This window comes from Irregularibacter muris, assembly GCF_024622505.1.
In the GTDB taxonomy this organism is placed as follows: domain Bacteria; phylum Bacillota; class Clostridia; order Eubacteriales; family Garciellaceae; genus Irregularibacter; species Irregularibacter muris.
Window position 1 is genome coordinate 59303 of sequence record NZ_JANKAS010000004.1, and the last position, 19199, is coordinate 78501.

Genomic DNA, 19199 nt, shown 5'->3' on the forward strand with positions numbered 1-19199 from the left:
CCTCCTAAATAATCGAAAAAACATATTGAGTTTTTTCGTGATATTCTCCTTCGGGCATTAGGATAGCAGAGTGTAAATTTGAATGATTGATTCCATCAGGTTCAAATTGGGTTTCAAAACAAATGCCGTCATTGGCCTCCGCTATACCTCCGCCCTTTAATTCTTCATTATTTGGAAAGTTGTAGCTATAGATTACTACACTGGGATAGGTTGTGGTAATGGTCATTATTCTACCGCTTATATCATCCCACATCTTTATTTGATTGTTTTCATTTTTTAGTAACCATGTATGATCATAGCCCTTGGTCATTCTTAATTGTCCATACTCTCTTTTGATATCTCTGCCGATTCGTTTTCCTTCTCTAAAGTCCATGGGTGTATGGGCTGTCTCTATGAGCTGACCTGTGGGAATAGAATCTTCATCTATTTCTAAAAAATAATCAGATTTAATTTTTAGACTTTGTTCTGTGACCTTTCTTTTCTGGTTTCCTGATAAATTAAAATAGGTATGATTGGTTAAATTACATAAAGTTTTTTTATCTGCAGTAGCTTTATACTCTATAATCAGATGGTTATTTTCTGTTAGGACATAATAAACCCTTACCTCTAAGTTCCCCGGATAATTCTCCTCTTTATCTATGCTTTTGTATGAAAATTCAACCATGGTTCTGTCCTGGTATTGTTGAATTCTATATTCCCATATACGATGACTAAAGCCCTCAGGCCCTCCGTGTCCCTGGTTGACACCATAATTTTTATTTAACTGATACTCCTGACCGTCCAAGGAAAATAATCCCTTGGCTATGCGGCCAGCGGTTCTACCTACAGTAGCTCCAAAATAAGAAGGGTTTTCTATATAATCCTCCTTATTTCTATGGGATAATATAATATTTTCTATAATTCCATTCTTATCGGGTACCAGCAGTTCTACTAGAGCAGCTCCATAGTTGATCAACTTTATTTCCATATTTCTCTTATTTTTCACAGTGATTAAGTCAATTTTCCTGTGGCCTAGTTTAAAGGCTTCCTCTACAAAATACATGTTTCTCACCTACTTAGGGATAAAATAAAATTTTCAAAGGCTGAGATACCCTCAGCATCTTGTTTAAAGACACCGGCATCCATAAGAGCTCTCTCAAATTTCCTACCTACCTCAATTTTTAATCCATCATTAAAGGACGCTTTTTCCCCCTGATATTTATTCTTCAAATAGCCGTACCATGACTTATGCTTTTTCAATTCTTCATAATCCTCTAGGTTTTTATTTCCTAAAAGACACTCTTCCAATAAAGATAATTCTTCTATTAATCGTGCAGGCAATACTGCCAAGCCCATTACCTCTATTAAACCAATATTTTCCCTTTTGATATGATGAACATCTCCATGGGGATGAAAAATTCCCATAGGATGTTGCTCATCCGTTCTATTGTTTCTAAGAACCAAATCTAACTCAAATTTATCCCTTTTATACCGAGCTATAGGGGTGATGGTATTATGAGGCTCCTGGCCTGTATGGGAAAGAATATTTAATGCTTCATTGGTATATTCTTTCCAGGAATTTAAAATCAAAGTAGCTGCCTCTACTAAGTCCTCTCTTTTTTTACTTCTTAATCTTATGACAGACATAGGCCACTTTACAATACTTAATTGAAGGTTTGGAAATCCTTCTATGCCCATTTCCTTTAGGATAGGTGCCCTTTCCATAGCAAATTCATATCTTCCCCCTTGGAAATGATCATGGGACAATATTGAGCCGCCCACAATAGGTAAATCAGCATTTGAACCAATAAAATAATGGGGGAATTTGGATATAAAATCCAACAATCTTTTAAAAGTATCCTTCGTGATTTTCATTGGTTCATGTTTTCCCTTTAAAATAATGGAATGTTCATTATAATAAATATAGGGTGAATACTGCAAAAACCACTGTTCTTGATTCAGTTGGATGGGAATAATCCTATGGGTGTGCCTTGCCGGATGATTAATTCGCCCTTGATAGCCCTCATTTTCCTTACAAAGTAAACATTTGGGGTAGAAGGCTGACTTCATGTTTTTTGCTGCTGCTATAGCTTTGGGATCCTTTTCTGGCTTAGATAAATTAATGGTAATGTCCAATTGTCCAAAGTTTGTCTCCACTCTCCAGCTTATATTTTTATTTATTCTTTCTGCCCTTATATAATTAGATGCTGTAGACATTTCATAATAATTTTTGGTAGCCAATTGAGGTGACTTCTGATAATCTTCATGGAATTTTCTTATCACCTCGCTGGGTCTTGGAATAAAACAATCCATTATTTTTGTATCCAATAAATCTCTATAGGTGATGGTGTTTACCTCTAATATGCCCTGCCTATACGCATAATCTAGAATATTATCCAATATCTCCTGGGGATTTTCTAAAGCCTCTTTTTTCACTTGTATATCCTGGTATTCATCTAAATGGAGAATATCTAAAATTTTGTTTGCCACATAAATTTTATCTTCTTCCTGTATAAGCCTTTTTTCTATTCCATATTGAATAAGTCTTTTTATCTCCTTATAGATATTCATCAATACTTCACCCCCTTTTGAAATTGTCTATATCCTAATGTTTCTTGTTCCATCACCAATAGTAGCCACATAAAAATCCGCTTCATATCCTATGATTTCCTTATATTTCTTCCCCACTTGTTCAATGAAATCCTGAATTTTATCGTTATAGACCAGATTTACAGTACATCCTCCAAATCCTGCTCCGGTCATCCTTGCACCAATTACATTTTGTTCCCATGCTGCCTCCACTAAAGTATCTAATTCTACACAGGATACTTCATAATCATCTCTGAGGGAAGTATGGGACTGGTTGATTAATTCTCCGAATAAATCAATATCACCATTGTTCAATGTCTTAACCGCTTTAATGGTGCGTTGATTTTCATAGACCGCATGTTTTGCTCTTTTTCTTTCTACTGGATTTACAATCAGATCCTTGTGTTTTTCAAATTCTTCCTGGGTTAAATCCCCCAAGGAATTGATGTTTAATCTTTTTTGTAAATCTTTTAAGGCATTTTCACACTCCCTACGTCTTTCATTATATTTAGACTCTGTCAGCCCCCTACGCTTATTCGTATTGGCAATAATAATAGAAATGTCCTCTAATTTCACAGGAGCGTATTGATATTTCAGAGTATTGGTATCCAATAAAATGCCATAATCCTTTTTTCCCATGGCACTGGCAAACTGATCCATAATCCCACAATTTACTCCTATAAATTGATTTTCCGCTTTTTGACTTAGCTTCACCATTTCAATCATAGAAATCTCTAAATGAAATAATTCCTTTAATGCAATACTTGTTACCAATTCAATGGAAGCACTGGAGGATAGTCCCGCACCATTGGGAATATCCCCATAGAATAGTATGTTCATTCCAAGGGGAATATCATATCCTGCCTCCTGAAACATCATAATAACCCCCTTGGGATAGTTAGCCCAAGCATGGTTTTTATCATAAGCGAGATTGTTAAGGTCTACTTCCACAACACCTGTTTCGGAGAAATTTTTAGAATACAATCTAATTTGGGTATCCTCCCTTTTGGATACAATAGCATAGGTACCAAAACTAAGGGCACAGGGGAATACATGCCCTCCATTATAATCTGTGTGTTCCCCTATAAGATTTACACGCCCTGGTGCAAAAAATGCTTGAAGATTTTCTTTCGTATTAAATAGTTCTACCGATTCTTTGACTAAATTTTTTATATTCATAATGGACACCTCAACGTATTTTATTTCTGTTTTCACCAATTTTATAGACTATTTCTTTTTCGCATATTTTCTTGAATCAATAGCCACCGCAGTAATAATAATTAGACCTTTAATAATAAACTGTAGATAAGGATTCACCCCAATGAAGGATAGTCCGTAAGCAATAACTTGGAATATTAGTACCCCAACCACAATTCCTCCAATGCTACCAACTCCACCATCAAAGGACAATCCTCCTACTATACAGGCGGCAATAGCATCCATTTCATACATATTCCCGGTATTATTGGTAGCACTACCTATACGGGCAGCTTCCAAGGCGCCCCCTAAACCATAAAGAAGTCCAGCCAAACCAAATACCATTAAAGTATATTTAAATACATTCACTCCTGATACCACAGCTGCTTCCCTGTTTCCCCCAATAGCAAAGATGTTTTTACCAAACCGAGTTTTATTCCACAATACCCAAATGATTAATATGGTGATGGCTGCATAGATAACAAGATATGGAATTTTAAATTCTCCAGCAACGGGAATCGCTCCTTGGGCAAATTTCATAAAATCTGGTCTTAAACCTCCAATAGGCTGTGCTCCATAGGGGGGACGGTCAAAATAAATAGATGTTGTTCCATAAACAATGATCATCATTCCCAATGTGGCAATAAAGGGATCCACCTTAAATTTTGCAACCACAAAGCCATTGATTAAACTGAAGAATCCTGTGATTAACATAACCAATAGTATGGGAATAGCGATGTTGAGAACAGGCAGATCAGGATACATCCTGTAGGCATAATTAGGGTCCTGCAAAAGAGATGCTGAAATAACAGCCGCCAACCCTACTTGCCGACCTAAGGATAGGTCTGTGCCTTTAGAAACAATGATGCCCCCAACTCCTAAAGCAAAGATGACTCGGGTGGATGCCTGGGATAAAATATTTACAAAGTTCCTCATGGAGATAAAATCTGGTGAGATGGCAATAATCACTCCTAAAAGTCCAATAAGAACCACAACAATAGCATTATTCATCATCCAACTCAACAGAGTTTTTTTATTTAAACCTTTATTCTTTTCAGGTGATTTTTTTTCCATATTGATTCCTCCTAACCTATAGGTATTTAGCCGATAACCTTAAGATTTCCTCTTGGGATGTTTCTTTTGTATTAACAATACCTGCGACTTTTCCATTACTCATGACCAATATCCTATCAGTAATGCCAAGTAATTCTGGCATTTCCGAAGATACCATGATAATTCCTTTTTCTTTATTTGCTAAATCAATCACTAATTGATAGATTTCATATTTGGCTCCTACATCAATACCACGGGTAGGCTCATCCATTAATAGTATTTCGGGCTCAGTTAATAGCCAACGGCCAACAATTACTTTTTGTTGATTCCCTCCGGAAAGAGAGCTGATTAAGGTCTTATGAGAAGGGGTTCTAACCCTCATACTTTCAATAACCCACTGGCCATCATTTACAATTTTTTTCTCGTCCAAAAGTTTATTTTTCTGTACATATTGTTGGATATTGGCAATAAAGGAATTAAACCGAACATCTAATGTAGGGAATATTCCCGTAGCCCGTCTTTCCTCTGTAACAAGGGCAAATCCATTTTTAATTGCGGTCCTTGGATCTTTATTTTCAATTTTTTTGCCATGCAAGTATATTTCTCCCGACTCCAATTGCCTTACTCCGAAAATGGTTTCTAATAATTCTGTTCTTCTCGCCCCTACCAATCCTGCAACCCCTAATATCTCCCCTTTTCTTAATTCAAAGGATGCCTCTCTTACTGAAGGTTGATTAACCGCTCTTAGATTTTTGGCTTCTAAGATGACTTTACCCGGTTGATTGGTTTTGGGTGGGAAGCGATTGGTTAAGTCTCTACCCACCATAAGACTTATGATTTCATCGGTGCTTATTTCGTTGGTGGGCTTTGTGGCTATCCATTTTCCATCCCTCATAATGGTTACATCATCTGCAATCTGTTTTATTTCCTCCATTTTATGGGATATATATATAATGCCAACCCCCCTAGCTTTAAGGGCTCTTATAATCTGAAATAAATGATTGACTTCCTTTTCAGTCAGTGAAGATGTGGGTTCATCCATAACAATGATCTTAGAATCATAGGAAACCGCCTTTGCAATCTCCACCATCTGACTTTCAGAAACTGGTAGTCTCTTCATTTTTAATCGAGGATCAATATCAATATCCAATTCTTTAAAAATTTTCGAAGTGGCTTGATACATTTTTTTCTCCTCTATAAAAAGACCCTTTGTGGGAAAACGCCCCAACCAAATATTATCCATGACTCTTGTCGTTCTGACTTGATTAAGTTCCTGATGTACCATAGAAACTCCATTGTCTAAGGCTTGCCTAGAATTTTGGAAATCTACCTCCTGTCCTTCTAAAAAAATTTGTCCCTGGTCCTTATGATAAATTCCAAATAAACACTTCATCAGAGTAGATTTTCCAGCACCATTTTCCCCCATTAGGGCGTGTACTGTACCTCTACGTACTCTTAAGTCTACTTTATCCAATGCTTTGACTCCTGGGAACTCTTTGGATATCCCAATCATTTCTAATAAATAATCCTGCTTTGTATTCTTTGTTTGACTATCAGGCATAAACGAGCCTCCTTTCTAGAAAGTAGAACTTTTCATTTTAATCGAAATAGCGCCTAGCGTTACACGGACATAGTAAGAAAATTTGCTTCCTTGTGAACAAGACAAACACTACTATTATAAAATAAAGATGCATATGCATCTTAAATGCACCATGCATCTTTATTATAATAAGTATTTCTACTAAATTAATCTTTCTGAAGCTTGCACCCATAGGTAGTCCCCACTACTTATGGGTAGTGCTTAAAGATCTTTTAGAATCCCTCATCATCGACTTATTCGTAGGCTGCTTGGGCCTCTGCAATATTGTCTAATGTGATAATAACATAAGGTACACGAACTGATTTGTTATCATCTAATTTCCAAGAAGTTCCTTCTAATACATCTTTGCCTTGGGCAACGTTTAATGCTAATTCAACAGTAGCTTTACCTTGGTTGGCTGCATCATTTAAAACACTCCCTACCATAACGCCTTTTTCAATTTGACTAAGGGCGTCAGGAATAGCATCTACTCCAACTACTGGCATAAATTTATCTCCTTCAAAATATCCTTCTGCTTGTAAGGAACTAATTGCTCCTAATGCCATAGCGTCGTTGTTCGCTATAACATATTCAATTTTATCTCCATGTTTGGATAACCACGCATCCATTAACTCTTTTCCTTTAACGGAATCCCACATTGCTGTTTGAAGTTCTAATTCTTCCATTTCAATACCTGCTTCTTTAATCTTCTTTATAGAATGCTCTGTACGAGCTTCTGCATCTGGATGTCCTGGCTCTCCTTTTAACAATACATATTGGATTTTTCCATCTCCATTTTTATCCCAATCAGGATTGGCTTTCCAAGAGTCTACAACTAACTGTCCTTGCATTTGTCCAGATTCTTCAGGAGCTGTTCCTACATACCAAGCTTTGTCATAGGTTCCCATAGCAGATTCTGGATCTTTATTAAAGAAAATAACTGGTAAATCAGCTGCTTTTGCCTTTTCAATAATACTGGGAGCTGCTTGAGGATCGACTAAGTTGATTGCTAGGGACTTTACCCCTTTAGAAATCATCATATCCACTTGCTCATTTTGTTTTGCTTGATCATTTTGAGAATCATTCAAAATTAAATCTGCTTTACCCTCAGCATTGGATTCAACCGCACGGCGTACGAAGGACATAAAGTTATCATCAAATTTATAAATCGTTACCCCTATGGTTGGTTTATCTCCGCCGGCATTTTCAGAACCTTCGCCTCCAGTTTCCTGTCCTCCACTACATGCTACTACTGTAAAAAGTAATGCAAAAACAGTAAGGATTACCAAAAACTTCTTCATGGATATATTCCCCCTTCTTTATATGCTTTCTTGTGAAAGCGTTTTCATATCCTACCTAAATTTTAGTAAAAATTTTACCCTTTGTCAAGGATTAATTTTAGTATTTTTTTCGACAAAATATAAAAGACTAAAATTTTATATTGAACAAAAAGGCCAAATTTCAGTATTTCCCATCTCTTTATTTGTCTAATATCCCTCAAAAGCCTTCTATACACAGCATTAAGCACTCTTTAGAATTTTTTAGAGTTTTTCTTGAACTTTAAATAAAACTTAGTAAATTCCCTAGTAAATATTTACTAAGGAATTTACCTTATTTTTTATTCTTTTTAAATTTTCTATTTATGATTATTTTTTCCATTTTATAGGCATACTAAGAATATCATAATGAAAGGGTGATGATAAATGGCGAACGTAGATGTAAATGAAATAGCAAGAAAACTAAAATTAACGGTAGAGCAAGTCAGCAAGAGTCCTTCCATCCAAAATACTTATCTTGAGATTAAAAATAATCCTAACATGTCTGAGAGCGAAAAGGATGATGCCTTTGCAGAAATGTCTGATATTATAAAGGGCTTAGTGAAAAAGTAAATAAAGACATAAAAATAAGAAGGTTGTTATGACCTTCTTATTTTTATCTTCTTAAAAATCAATCAAATATCGCCTCATGAAATGGTTTTTCATTGGTTTCTAATGCCATTTTAATATGCTCCTTTGTCGTTCTCCCTAAGGAAAGTGCAGGCAATTCATCCAAGGAAAAAAATCCAACCTCAGAGGTTTCTATATTTTTTTTAAAATTTATTTTCACCAGGCGGCACTGAACAATTATTTTATATATACCGTAGGGCATGGGAAGGCTGCTATGCTTTTTCGCATCTTCTAGGCTTAATATCCTTTGAGGGATGATCTCTGCCCCCGCCTCTTCCATTGCTTCTTTTATAAGATTTTCTTTTAAAGAGCAATCCACATCAGCCCACCCCCCGGGCATTGCCCAAAGCCCATCTATTTTTTCCTTAATTAGCAAAATCCTATCCTCTTTTAAAACAGCCGCTCTTACATCTATTTTAGGGGTTTGATAACCTGTTTCTGATGCAAATAACTCCTTTATTTTTGCATGCTCTATATCGGTATAGTTATGCATGATATCAATGCTAATGTCTCTTATTTCCTCAAATCGTTCAATATCATATTTATCTTTAGAATATTCCAATCCTGCTTGGGCTATTGCTTGGAGTTTCTTTGCATACTGTAGCCATTTTAATTCATCCTTCATATTCTTCACTCCTTATCTAAAAGCACCAGCATATTATTTTGAGATATTTTTATAGACTTTTTTCTATTGATACATTTGTTGAATCCTAGCCTGAATATCCTGATTTTCTAAAAACTCGTCAAAGGTTATTTGATAGTCCACTATCCCCTGGGGTGTGATCTCTATAATACGATTGGCAATGGTCTGAATAAACTCATGGTCATGGGAAGTGAATAGTAAAGTCCCATTGAAGTTAATGAGTCCATCATTGACCGCCTGTATGGATTCTAAGTCCAAGTGATTAGTGGGTTCATCCAATAGTAAAACATTTGCTCCCGAAAGCATAAGGCGGGAAAACATACATCTCACCTTTTCTCCCCCGGAAAGCACTTTGGCATTTTTTAAAGTCTCATCACCAGAAAAGAGCATTTTCCCTAAAAATCCACGAATAAAGGTTTCAGACTTTTCCTCAGAATATTGTCTTAGCCAATCAATTAAATTTAGATCGACATTGTCAAAAAATTCTGCATTATCCTTGGGTAAATAGGATCTTTTGGTGGTCACTCCCCACTTAAAGCTGCCTTCATCTGGTTCTACTTCTCCCATCAATATTCTAAACAAAAGGGTTTTTGCATTTTCATTTTTACCCATAAAAATGATTTTATCCCCTTTGTTTATCGTAAAGGATACCTTATCCAATACCTTTACCCCATCTACAGTCTTGCTTATTCCCTCCACTGTTAGAATATCTTTACCCGCTTCTCTTTCCGGAGTAAAGCCCACAAAGGGATATCGTCTTGTGGAGGGTTGAATGTCCTCTAGGGTAATTTTATCTAATAATTTTTTCCTAGAAGTGGCTTGTTTTGCCTTGGAGGCATTGGAACTAAAACGAGCAATAAAGGCTTGAAGTTCTTTTATCTTTTCTTCTTTCTTCTTGTTTTGATCTTTTAATAGTCTTGAAGCCAATTGACTAGATTCATACCAGAAATCATAATTGCCTACATAGAGTTTGGCCTTTCCAAAATCAATATCTACCATATGGGTACATACATTATTTAAAAAATATCGATCATGGGATACTACAATAACTGTATTCTCATAATTAATCAAAAATTCTTCCAACCATTTAATGGCTTTAAAATCCAAGTGGTTAGTAGGCTCATCCAGTAAAAGAATATGGGGATTGCCGAAAAGGGATTGGGCTAATAATACTTTTACCTTTTCACTTCCCTTTAACTCTTCCATATTTTTATAATGAAGATCCTTCTCAATCCCTAAACCCAAAAGTAATTTTTCCACATTGGTTTCAGCAGACCATCCATCTAACTCTGCAAACTCAGCCTCCAATTCCGCTGCCTTTACTCCATCCTCTTCATTAAAGTCCTCTTTTTGATAAAGAGCATCCTTTTCTTTCATGATTTCATATAGTCTCTTATGTCCCATAATGACTGTATCCATGACAGAATGCTGATCAAATTCAAAGTGGTCCTGTTTTAATATCCCTAATCTTTCCCCTGGGGTAATGGATACATCCCCTTGACTGGGTTCAATCTCCCCTGATAGAATTTTTAAAAAAGTTGATTTTCCAGCACCATTGGCCCCTATGATTCCATAGCAATGACCAGGAGTAAATTTTATGTTTACATCCTCAAATAATTTTTTATCTGCAAATCTTAGTCCTAATCCTGTAACTGTTATCATCTTATGTGTTATACAACTTTTTGTATAACGTCCTCCTCTCGGTATATATGCAAAAAATTGCACAGCAATGTGCAATTTATAATTCCACCCTTACCATTATATATATTTTAAAAATAAAATCAAATCCATAGGTTTTTTAGACATTCTCAATATTATCATTAAAACCCCTATGGACTTGCCATAGAGGTTTTAATATAGGGAAACAAGTTCAAATCTTAATAAAAAGTACACGTTCCTTTGATTGCAGTCCCTTAGTATTCTTTATTAAGAATCGGAGTTTGGATCCCTATAGATAAATAGCTATTCTGCTGGTATCCAACTATTTACTAATTCTTCATTTTCATTCATCCACTCTCTTGCGGCATCTATGGCTTCTCCATCACTATCTGAAATTGCTCCCATTAGATCCCCTAATTGTTGGTCATCCATTTTGAAGTTTTCCAAAAAAGCTGCTACTTCAGGCATATCTTCTTTGATATCTTTTCTCGCAACCGTGTGAATGTTTTCCTCTTCACCATAGGCATTTTTAGGATCATCTAAAAATTTCAGATCCCATCTCGCAAATTTCCAATGGGGGGTCCAGCCTGTAACCACAACCCAATCTTCATTATCAATAGCTTTTTTCAAGGCTGCGGTCATGGTAGGTCCACTTCCGGTCATTAATTCATAATCCAGATCATAATCCTGAAGAGCTCTTTCAGATGCCGTCATGATGCCTGCTCCAGAGTCAATCCCTACAATTTGTCCGTCAAATTTATCCTTTACTTCATTTAATTCTTCAATGCTATCAATATCTACATAGCTTGGTACTACCAAACCTATTCTAGCACCCTCATAGTTATACCCTAAGTCTATGAGATCATCTCCATATCTCTCCATATAACTTTCATGGGTAATCGGAAGCCAAGCATCTAAAAATGCATCATAATTCCCTTTTGCAACCGAGGTAAAGATAGGAGCTGCATCCGCCATTGTGATATCTACTTCATAATCCATTTTATCTTCCAAAACGGCTTGGGCTAAATTGGTCATAGCAACCCCTTCTGCCCAATTAACATATCCTAGTTTTACTGTACCTTTTGATTTTTCTCCCCCTGTAGTACATCCTGTAATCGCAATTAACAATAACATACTGACAAAAAGAATGATGGTTAGCTTTGCTGTACATTTTTTCATTGAAATAATCCTCCTTTAAATTTAACTCTTTTGTCTCTAATCTTCTACAATAAAGATAGTGGATGTTGATTCACTATATTTTTTTTGATGTGCCTAAAGATTGAGTAATTCGATCTAAGACCATAGCCAAGATGACTACCGCAATCCCGCTTTCAAATCCTGTTCCAATTTCTAACTGAGTAATCCCTTTCAATACTTCTTCGCCCAATCCACCGGCTCCAATCATTGCCGATATAACAACCATAGATAGAGCTAACATAATGGTTTGATTTATTCCCGCAAGAATGGTCGGTATGGCTAAAGGGATTTGAACCTGAAACAGCATCTGCTTACTGGTTGCCCCAAAGGACCGAGATGCTTCAATAATATCCTCAGGGACTTGGCGAATTCCTAATCCTGTCAATCGAACAACAGGGGGCATGGCAAAAATGACCGTTGCCACTGCTCCAGGGACTTTACCCAAATCAAAGAAAATAACGGCTGGAATCAAATATACAAAGGCTGGCATAGTTTGCATAAAGTCCATAATCGGTCGCATAATCTGATTGGTTTTATCACTTTTGGCCGACCATATCCCCAAAGGAACTCCTATAATGAGTGCAATAGATGTGGCTGTAAGAACAAGACCTAAAGACTGCATGGTTTTATCCCATAGTCCCATGGCATCAATAAGAAATAAACCTATAAGACTAAAAATTGCCACTCCTTTCCCTGCTACTTTCCATGCAATTAAAGCAATGATTGCTATTAGTAAAAGTGCAGGAGGAAAGAGTAATATACTTTCAAAACCCTCTATGATAAAAAGAATACCTGAGCGCATACCGTCAAAAAAAGATGCAAAATTATTTGTAAGCCAGTCTATAAAAGCTTCAAAGGCTGGCCCAATATGAAAATTAATCATCGGATTCATCCTCCTTTCCTACAATTCCTGAAATAACAGATACCCGTACAATAATCCCTAACATTGTATGATTGTTATCCACGACAACAATGGGATATTTAGTATTGGCAGCAATAGACAGCAACTCTTCAATAAGTGTTTCTGGAGAAGTGGTAGGAACGTCCTCTATAATAATACTTTCAATACTTGTTTCCCCCTCTTTGACCAATCTTGTTGCGTCATCGATGGTGACAATTCCCCTTAATTTTCTATTTCTGTCTGCCACAAAGATACTGGATATTCCTGCCTCTTTCATCTTTCTGATGGCAACCCTTGGGCCATCTTTATGAGATGCAATGGCATCAGGCTTTTTCATAATGGAAGAAGCGGTGATGACCTTAGAACGATTCACGTCTTGTACGAATTCCTTCACATAATCATCCGCTGGATTTTTCAAGATTTCTTCGGGAGTTCCTATTTGTACAACTACACCGTCTTTCATAATAGCAATACGGTCTCCCAATTTTAATGCTTCATCTAAATCATGGGTGATAAATATTATGGTTTTTTGCATCTTGGATTGAAGTTCTAATAGCTCATCCTGCATTTCCTTTCGAATCAGAGGATCTAATGCACTAAATGCCTCATCCATCAATAAGACATCGGTATCGTTAGCCAAAGCTCTAGCCAATCCAACCCTCTGCTGCATTCCTCCACTTAATTCACTAGGCATAGACTCTTCATATCCTTTTAATCCTACTGATTCAATTGCTTCATAAGCCTTTTTCCTTCGAATTTCAGGATCAACCCCTTGTATCTCCAATCCATATTCTACATTGACCAATACATTTCTATGGGGAAGTAACCCAAAGTTCTGGAAAACCATAGCCATTTTTTCTCTTCTGATCTTTAATAATTCATGATCATTGCTCTGCACGATATCTTTACCATCGATTAATATTTTTCCCTTGGTTGGTTCAATCAGTCGATTTAAACATCGAATCAAAGTAGATTTTCCACTCCCGGATAAACCCATTACAACGAAAACTTCTCCTTCCTCAACTTCAAAGCTGACATTATTAACCCCAACAGTATTTCCTGTATCAGCTAATATCTCTGCTTTTGATTTTCCCTCTTCAAGTAAAGAAATAACTTTTTTGGGATTTGTTCCAAAGATCTTATATAACTCTCTGACTTCTACCTTAGACATTGCTCAACTCCCTTTCTATTTTTCAGTGTTCAATAACTCTATTTAATAAATGCCTTATTCTTTAGAAATACACTATTTTCATATTATTTGAAAATATCACACTTATTATTAAAAGTATTCTGTGGACAGCTATCCATCTATCTTTATTAACAAATAAAAAAAATCTAGAAGCCATCGCTTTAGATTTTTCAAAATATGAGTACTAACTTTTATTAAAAAGACAACTCTATGTTATCATTAGAGTTGTCTTTTGTCAAACTGTAATCATTTTCAGGTTTTTAATAGTTTATAAAACGGTGTCTCTATGAATTAGAATACGCCCTTCTATTTTCACCCAAAAAAGCATGGTCTTTATCCAGTAAAGGCCATGCTTTCTTGGTCTTACGCCTATAATGTTCTCACCCAAAAATACCTTACCTCTAGTTCATCATCCTCCTTCTGCCTTGGCATAGGCTTTTCTCCACGTTGATTTTGTATATTCATATCTTTGTGTTCAAATTGTACCCACTCATCTTCATAAGAATAATAATCATCCATATTGGTCCCTTTCCTTTCTTTATCATTTTTAGAAAGCATCACTCTTTCACTTATAATATATGTCCTCAAGGCTAAATGTGATATGGAAAATCTTCTCTCCCATTGAATTTATCCCTATAAATCTATACACTATACTTGTAGATTGGAGGATGAATATGACGACTTATGAGGTGTTAAAAGAGTATTTTGGTTATCATAGTTTTAGAGTAGGACAGGAGGGACTTATTCATGGAATCTTAGAGGGAGAAGACGTTTTGGGAATTATGCCTACCAGTGGGGGGAAATCCCTATGCTATCAAATTCCTTCCCTACTCATGAAGGGAACAACCCTAGTAATCTCCCCCCTGATCTCCTTAATGAAGGATCAGGTTGATACATTAACAGAAATAGGCATTCCTGCTGCTTATATCAATAGCACCTTAAGCGATCAGGAGATTAAAATAATATTAAATAATATTCAGGATGGAAAATATAGATTAGTTTATGTGGCTCCCGAAAGATTAAAATCCTATGACTTTTTTCATTTAGCTAGCCATATTGAACTCCCCTTTATTGCTGTAGATGAGGCGCATTGTATTAGTCAATGGGGCCATGATTTTCGGCCTAGTTATAAAGAGATTCCCAAATTTATTAAAAATCTGAATCACCGGCCTGTGGTGGCTGCCTTCACTGCCACTGCAACCCCAGAGATCATAGAGGACATTAAACATCTCTTGCATTTGCAAAGTCCAAAAGAGATCATTACTAGCTTTGATCGCCCTAACCTATTCTTTCAAGTGGAAAGAGAAGTCGATAAAAAAACCTTTGTCATAGACTATATAAAAAAACATAAGGATCAATCGGGAATTATTTATTGCTCTACTCGAAAGGAAGTGGAAGGCCTAGGTACCCTTTTGCAAAACAAGGGGTATGGAGCAAGTATTTACCATGGTGGGATGACCAAGGAAGAAAGGGAAAGAGCCCAAGAATCCTTTTTATATGATGAAACCTCCATTATGGTGGCTACCAATGCCTTTGGCATGGGTATTGATAAGTCCAATGTGCGCTTTGTCCTTCACTATAATATTCCTCAAAGTATGGAAGCCTATTATCAAGAGGCAGGAAGGGCAGGTCGAGATGGAGAAAAAAGTGATTGTATCCTATTGTTTTCTCCTCAGGATGTCATCAAACAGAAATTTTTAATACAAGAAAGTCAGCCCGATCCCGATAGGGCAACTGCTTCCTATAAAAACTTACAATATCTAGTAGACTATTGTTATACCCATCATTGTCTACGGCATAAAATTTTGGATTACTTTGGGCAATCAGAACTCCAAGAAAATTGTAACAATTGCAGTAGCTGTCTAGAAGACAAAAAACTAAAGGAAATCACCATTGAAGCCCAAAAAATTTTGTCCTGTGTCTATCGAATGAAACAACAATACGGTAGCACTCTAGTCGCACAGGTTTTGAAAGGATCCAAGAATAAAAAGTTATTAAATTTTGGCCTCAATAGACTTTCTACTTATGGAATTATGCCAAACTATACCGAAAAGGAAATCCGACTTATGATATCTATTTTAGTCTCCCAAGGCTATCTTGCCCTAACCCAAAGTCAATTTCCCGTAGTTCGCCTAACCTCTTCCTCTGGTGCTGTTCTTAAAAATGAGGAAAAGGTTTATATGGCCATAGATACCGTGCCAGAATCTCAATCAGGTCATGAAGAAGTTCATAAGGATTTATTTGAAGAATTAAGAAGTCTTCGAAAAAATCTATCCCAGGAAAAAAATGTGCCTCCTTATATTATCTTTGCGGACTCCTCCCTAAGGGAAATGGCCACAACTCTTCCTACTACCGAGGAAGCCTTTTATACCATTAAGGGGGTAGGACAGAAAAAATATGAAAGCTATGGGGAAATCTTTATTTCCACGATTCGCAATTATATAGAAGAAAATCAGATAACCCCCATTGAAAGTATGCCAGCGATTAAAACTTCTTCAAAAAAAACCTCTAAAACACCTTCCCATAGGGAAAGTTATGAGCTATATCAAGAAGGAAAAACCCTAGAGGAAATTGCACAAATGAGAGGATTTAAAAAAGATACCATACTCACCCATTTGGCAAAATGCCAAGAAGAAGGGGAAGAGATTGATTGGTCTAGAATTGTCGATCAGGAAAAGGAAGCACTGATTATTAAAGCAGTGGACCAAGTGGGAACGGAATATTTAAAACCCATTAAAGAAATTTTGCCAGAGGATATCTCTTACTATGATATTAAAGCTGTGTTGTGCAAAATGAATCTTTCAACCGTTTAGAGAATAATTATGTATTCATTCTTTCTGCCTTTAGATAGGGCGGGTAAATAACGATATATCTTAAATAAAAGACACATTCCTTATTTGCAGTAGTGGATAACACCTAGCATTCATTCCAAGATTCAATCCTAAAGCCTGGAAACTCCCTAATAGCAAGCACCCAGGCTTCCTAAGGGATTGAATCTTTTCATTCTCAGGGTTTATACCCACTACTGCAAAAGTCTCATTTTGTCTTTTATTTAAGATACTTTGTAACCAAGCTATGGAGAATGTTACAATAATGTTTCTTTCCTTTTTTAGTGAATTGAATTAAAATTTAGTTAAATCCTTTGAAGGGAGGAATTGTTGATATGAAACTATTCGATAGCTTTAAAAAAATAACCATAGGCATATATACCAGCATCCGAAGATTTCCTGTTCCCCTATTGTTTTCCACATTCCTTGCTATCCTCCTCATGATCCTAACGAAAATAAGCACATATCCCAGTAGACCTATTGAGGAGGTCTTAAAAAGGGTGGCTATGGCGGTGGCCTTGGGCATACCTTTGTCTCTTTGTGCAAGGATGCTTTTTGAAAAAAGAGGGAAAGAACGTCAATCTAGGCTAATTGTTTATTCCCTAGGATCAGCTATTCTTCCTATACTGTATTACTTCTTTTTCTTAAAAGATCTAAACATGGTATCGGTGACAAGATATATAGGAATTAGTCTGGCTCTATACTTAGCCTTTATTTTCATTCCTTATCTAGGAGATAGAAAAAACTTTGAGATCTATGTCCTCAAACTTTTTACTGGTTTTCTCGTCACCTATGTTTATTCTGCCATTCTTTATGCAGGACTTTCTGCTATTTTATTTACTACAAACAAATTATTAGGTGTTCCCATGGAAAGTGAAATCTATGTCTATACATTTTTGACAGTGGCCCTTATTTTTGCACCTGCCTATTTTTTAGCCCAGGTGCCCAAATCCAAGGAAGATCTTTCTCCCATGGAATACTCCAAAGTTTTCAAAGTTCTACTTATGTATATCCTGATGCCCCTTCTCAGTGTGTACACCTTTATACTGTATCTATATTTTGGAAAAATCATTGTGACCATGCAATGGCCGGTGGGTCTTGTTTCTCATCTGGTGCTTTGGTATTCTATCCTCTTAACTATAGTGCTGTTTTTTATCCACCCCATGAGAAATGAAAATAAATGGATTAAAGGCTTTTCACAATGGGCTCCCCTAATGGTGCTTCCTATTCTACTCATGATGTTTGTCTCCATGGGTATTCGAATAAAAGCCTATGGCGTAACAGAAAATAGATATTATGTTTTTGTCCTTGGATTGTGGGTTTTGGGAATAATGATTTATTATGCTATAACCAAAAGTAAAAAAAATATTGTTCTTCTTGTAAGTCTTTCTATTGTCTTATTGCTTTCGGTATTAGGACCTATCAGCAGTTATTCCATAGCAAACCATAGCCAAAATAAACGTTTTTCAACAGTTTTAAAGGAAAATAGTATGATAGAAGGAAATCACATCAAGCCAGCTTCCCATAATATTTCCAAAGCTGATAAAGAGCAAATAAGTGGTATCCTTCACTATTTTGAAACCCAACATGACCTAAAGGGGATCAAGTATCTTCCTCAGGATTTTAAAATAGAAAATATGGAAGATATTTTTGGATTTGCCTATACTCACCCTACGTCTCCTGTGGAAAATGAATATTTCTATTTGATGATAGAGGAAAACCATAAGCTCTTTGAAATTTCTTCTTATGACTACTTGTATCGCTTCAATAGTTACTTAAATAAATCGCAAATCAATGATGAGGTTATTGACGTCATTTTGCAATCTGATTCCAACAGCATTATCGTGGGGTATGAAGGCATAGAAATATACCAAAAAGACCTTACTCCTTATATCAACAAGCTCTATGAAACCTATGGTCTGCCCCAGGGCACAGAAGCTATTCCTTCTGAAGAGATGACCATCATAGATGAAAATGATCGATTGAAAGTGAAGTTGATTTTCCATAATATAGAGGGACAAAAAGAGGATAGTCAAAAGATAAAAATAGAAAATATGGATGTCAATATATTGATAAAGATAAAATAAAAAGAATGAAAGGGAGCATATCACATATATCAGCTCCCTTTCATTCTTTTAATTTTACATTGGAGATCGTTCTTCAGCAGGTTCTTCTTTAGCGGATTTTACTTCGACAACGATCTTTGTTGTCAAAATAATACTGGCAAAAATAAAGGTAGTAGCGTTTGCACAAATTATCGGGAGGTCTCCAGTTTGCAAGCCATAAACCAACCAAAGAAATACTCCTAGCACAAACATGCTGTACATTCCTAAGGAAATGCCACTAGTATCCTTAGTTTTTATTACTTTTATTGCCTGTGGTAAAAAAGAAAATGTAGTAAAAAATGCTGCCAGCGATCCAATCATCATTCTCCCCCTC

The 19199-nt window shown here is 36.2% G+C and carries 16 protein-coding genes; 3 read left to right on the top strand and 13 right to left on the bottom strand.

Translation table 11 applies throughout. The annotated features are described in order from the left end of the window. Positions 1 to 4: 4 nt before the first annotated feature. From NSA47_RS05985 to mglB, 6 genes are all read right to left on the bottom strand, one after another. Positions 5 to 1042, bottom strand: a complete 1038-nt coding sequence (locus NSA47_RS05985; protein WP_257530018.1) for an aldose epimerase family protein — start codon at positions 1040 to 1042, stop codon at positions 5 to 7. A gap of 5 nt (positions 1043 to 1047) precedes the next feature. Beyond that, entirely contained in the window at positions 1048 to 2550 is a 1503-nt protein-coding gene (gene galT, locus NSA47_RS05990) for a UDP-glucose--hexose-1-phosphate uridylyltransferase (protein WP_257530334.1), read from the bottom strand. Positions 2551 to 2577: 27 nt separating this feature from the next. Beyond that, positions 2578 to 3747, bottom strand: coding sequence for a galactokinase (locus NSA47_RS05995; RefSeq protein WP_257530020.1), 1170 nt, complete (start codon positions 3745 to 3747; stop codon positions 2578 to 2580). Between the two features lie 48 nt (positions 3748 to 3795). Beyond that, entirely contained in the window at positions 3796 to 4839 is a 1044-nt protein-coding gene (gene mglC / locus NSA47_RS06000; protein WP_257530023.1) for a galactose/methyl galactoside ABC transporter permease MglC, read from the bottom strand. Positions 4840 to 4855: 16 nt separating this feature from the next. After that, positions 4856 to 6379, bottom strand: coding sequence for a galactose/methyl galactoside ABC transporter ATP-binding protein MglA (gene mglA, locus NSA47_RS06005; protein WP_257530026.1), 1524 nt, complete (start codon positions 6377 to 6379; stop codon positions 4856 to 4858). 272 nt (positions 6380 to 6651) lie between these two features. Then, positions 6652 to 7698 (bottom strand): galactose/glucose ABC transporter substrate-binding protein MglB, encoded by a 1047-nt coding sequence (gene mglB / locus NSA47_RS06010; protein WP_257530029.1) that lies wholly within the window; start codon positions 7696 to 7698, stop codon positions 6652 to 6654. A gap of 402 nt (positions 7699 to 8100) precedes the next feature. Between mglB and NSA47_RS06015 the strand changes: the two genes are divergently transcribed. After that, positions 8101 to 8286 (top strand): hypothetical protein, encoded by a 186-nt coding sequence (locus tag NSA47_RS06015; RefSeq protein ID WP_257530031.1) that lies wholly within the window; start codon positions 8101 to 8103, stop codon positions 8284 to 8286. Between the two features lie 58 nt (positions 8287 to 8344). Here the strand turns inward: NSA47_RS06015 and NSA47_RS06020 are convergent, their stop codons facing one another. The 6 genes from NSA47_RS06020 to NSA47_RS06045 form a co-directional block, all read right to left on the bottom strand. Next, a complete protein-coding gene (locus NSA47_RS06020; protein WP_257530033.1) occupies positions 8345 to 8968 on the bottom strand; it encodes an NUDIX hydrolase in 624 nt (207 codons plus the stop codon). A 63-nt stretch (positions 8969 to 9031) separates the two neighbouring features. Next, positions 9032 to 10648, bottom strand: a complete 1617-nt coding sequence (locus NSA47_RS06025; protein ID WP_257530035.1) for an ABC-F family ATP-binding cassette domain-containing protein — start codon at positions 10646 to 10648, stop codon at positions 9032 to 9034. A 300-nt stretch (positions 10649 to 10948) separates the two neighbouring features. Then, complete coding sequence (locus NSA47_RS06030) at positions 10949 to 11824, bottom strand: glycine betaine ABC transporter substrate-binding protein (protein ID WP_257530036.1); 876 nt, start codon at positions 11822 to 11824, stop codon at positions 10949 to 10951. 73 nt (positions 11825 to 11897) lie between these two features. Continuing rightward, entirely contained in the window at positions 11898 to 12725 is an 828-nt protein-coding gene (locus NSA47_RS06035) for an ABC transporter permease (protein WP_257530039.1), read from the bottom strand. Further along, positions 12718 to 13914, bottom strand: a complete 1197-nt coding sequence (locus NSA47_RS06040) for a quaternary amine ABC transporter ATP-binding protein (protein ID WP_257530041.1) — start codon at positions 13912 to 13914, stop codon at positions 12718 to 12720. The genes NSA47_RS06035 and NSA47_RS06040 overlap by 8 nt, the downstream gene beginning before the upstream one ends. Before the next feature lie 387 nt (positions 13915 to 14301). After that, complete coding sequence (locus NSA47_RS06045) at positions 14302 to 14520, bottom strand: hypothetical protein (protein WP_257530043.1); 219 nt, start codon at positions 14518 to 14520, stop codon at positions 14302 to 14304. An 80-nt stretch (positions 14521 to 14600) separates the two neighbouring features. Between NSA47_RS06045 and recQ the strand changes: the two genes are divergently transcribed. Both recQ and NSA47_RS06055 read left to right on the top strand, forming a co-directional pair. After that, the gene (recQ, locus tag NSA47_RS06050; protein ID WP_444546811.1) at positions 14601 to 16745 is read left to right on the top strand and encodes a DNA helicase RecQ; all 2145 of its coding nucleotides are present in this window, start codon (positions 14601 to 14603) and stop codon (positions 16743 to 16745) included. A gap of 350 nt (positions 16746 to 17095) precedes the next feature. Beyond that, positions 17096 to 18847: a DUF4153 domain-containing protein gene (locus NSA47_RS06055; RefSeq protein ID WP_257530047.1), complete on the top strand. Its 1752-nt coding sequence runs from the start codon at positions 17096 to 17098 to the stop codon at positions 18845 to 18847. Positions 18848 to 18901: 54 nt separating this feature from the next. On the opposite strand, the gene NSA47_RS06060 is transcribed toward NSA47_RS06055, so the two are convergent. Continuing rightward, positions 18902 to 19186 (bottom strand): SemiSWEET transporter, encoded by a 285-nt coding sequence (locus NSA47_RS06060; protein WP_257530049.1) that lies wholly within the window; start codon positions 19184 to 19186, stop codon positions 18902 to 18904. Positions 19187 to 19199: the final 13 nt, after the last annotated feature.

Coding starts and splice junctions, on each gene's coding strand:
- NSA47_RS06025 (WP_257530035.1), bottom strand. CDS start 10,648: ATGATAACAGTTACAGGATTAGGACTAAGATTTGCAGATAAAAAATTA.
- NSA47_RS06030 (WP_257530036.1), bottom strand. CDS start 11,824: ATGAAAAAATGTACAGCAAAGCTAACCATCATTCTTTTTGTCAGTATG.
- NSA47_RS06055 (WP_257530047.1), top strand. CDS start 17,096: ATGAAACTATTCGATAGCTTTAAAAAAATAACCATAGGCATATATACC.
- NSA47_RS06060 (WP_257530049.1), bottom strand. CDS start 19,186: ATGATTGGATCGCTGGCAGCATTTTTTACTACATTTTCTTTTTTACCA.
- mglC (WP_257530023.1), bottom strand. CDS start 4,839: ATGGAAAAAAAATCACCTGAAAAGAATAAAGGTTTAAATAAAAAAACT.
- mglB (WP_257530029.1), bottom strand. CDS start 7,698: ATGAAGAAGTTTTTGGTAATCCTTACTGTTTTTGCATTACTTTTTACA.
- recQ (WP_444546811.1), top strand. CDS start 14,601: ATGAATATGACGACTTATGAGGTGTTAAAAGAGTATTTTGGTTATCAT.
- NSA47_RS06015 (WP_257530031.1), top strand. CDS start 8,101: ATGGCGAACGTAGATGTAAATGAAATAGCAAGAAAACTAAAATTAACG.
- NSA47_RS06040 (WP_257530041.1), bottom strand. CDS start 13,914: ATGTCTAAGGTAGAAGTCAGAGAGTTATATAAGATCTTTGGAACAAAT.
- NSA47_RS05985 (WP_257530018.1), bottom strand. CDS start 1,042: ATGTATTTTGTAGAGGAAGCCTTTAAACTAGGCCACAGGAAAATTGAC.
- mglA (WP_257530026.1), bottom strand. CDS start 6,379: ATGCCTGATAGTCAAACAAAGAATACAAAGCAGGATTATTTATTAGAA.
- NSA47_RS06035 (WP_257530039.1), bottom strand. CDS start 12,725: ATGATTAATTTTCATATTGGGCCAGCCTTTGAAGCTTTTATAGACTGG.
- NSA47_RS06020 (WP_257530033.1), bottom strand. CDS start 8,968: ATGAAGGATGAATTAAAATGGCTACAGTATGCAAAGAAACTCCAAGCA.
- NSA47_RS05995 (WP_257530020.1), bottom strand. CDS start 3,747: ATGAATATAAAAAATTTAGTCAAAGAATCGGTAGAACTATTTAATACG.
- galT (WP_257530334.1), bottom strand. CDS start 2,550: ATGAATATCTATAAGGAGATAAAAAGACTTATTCAATATGGAATAGAA.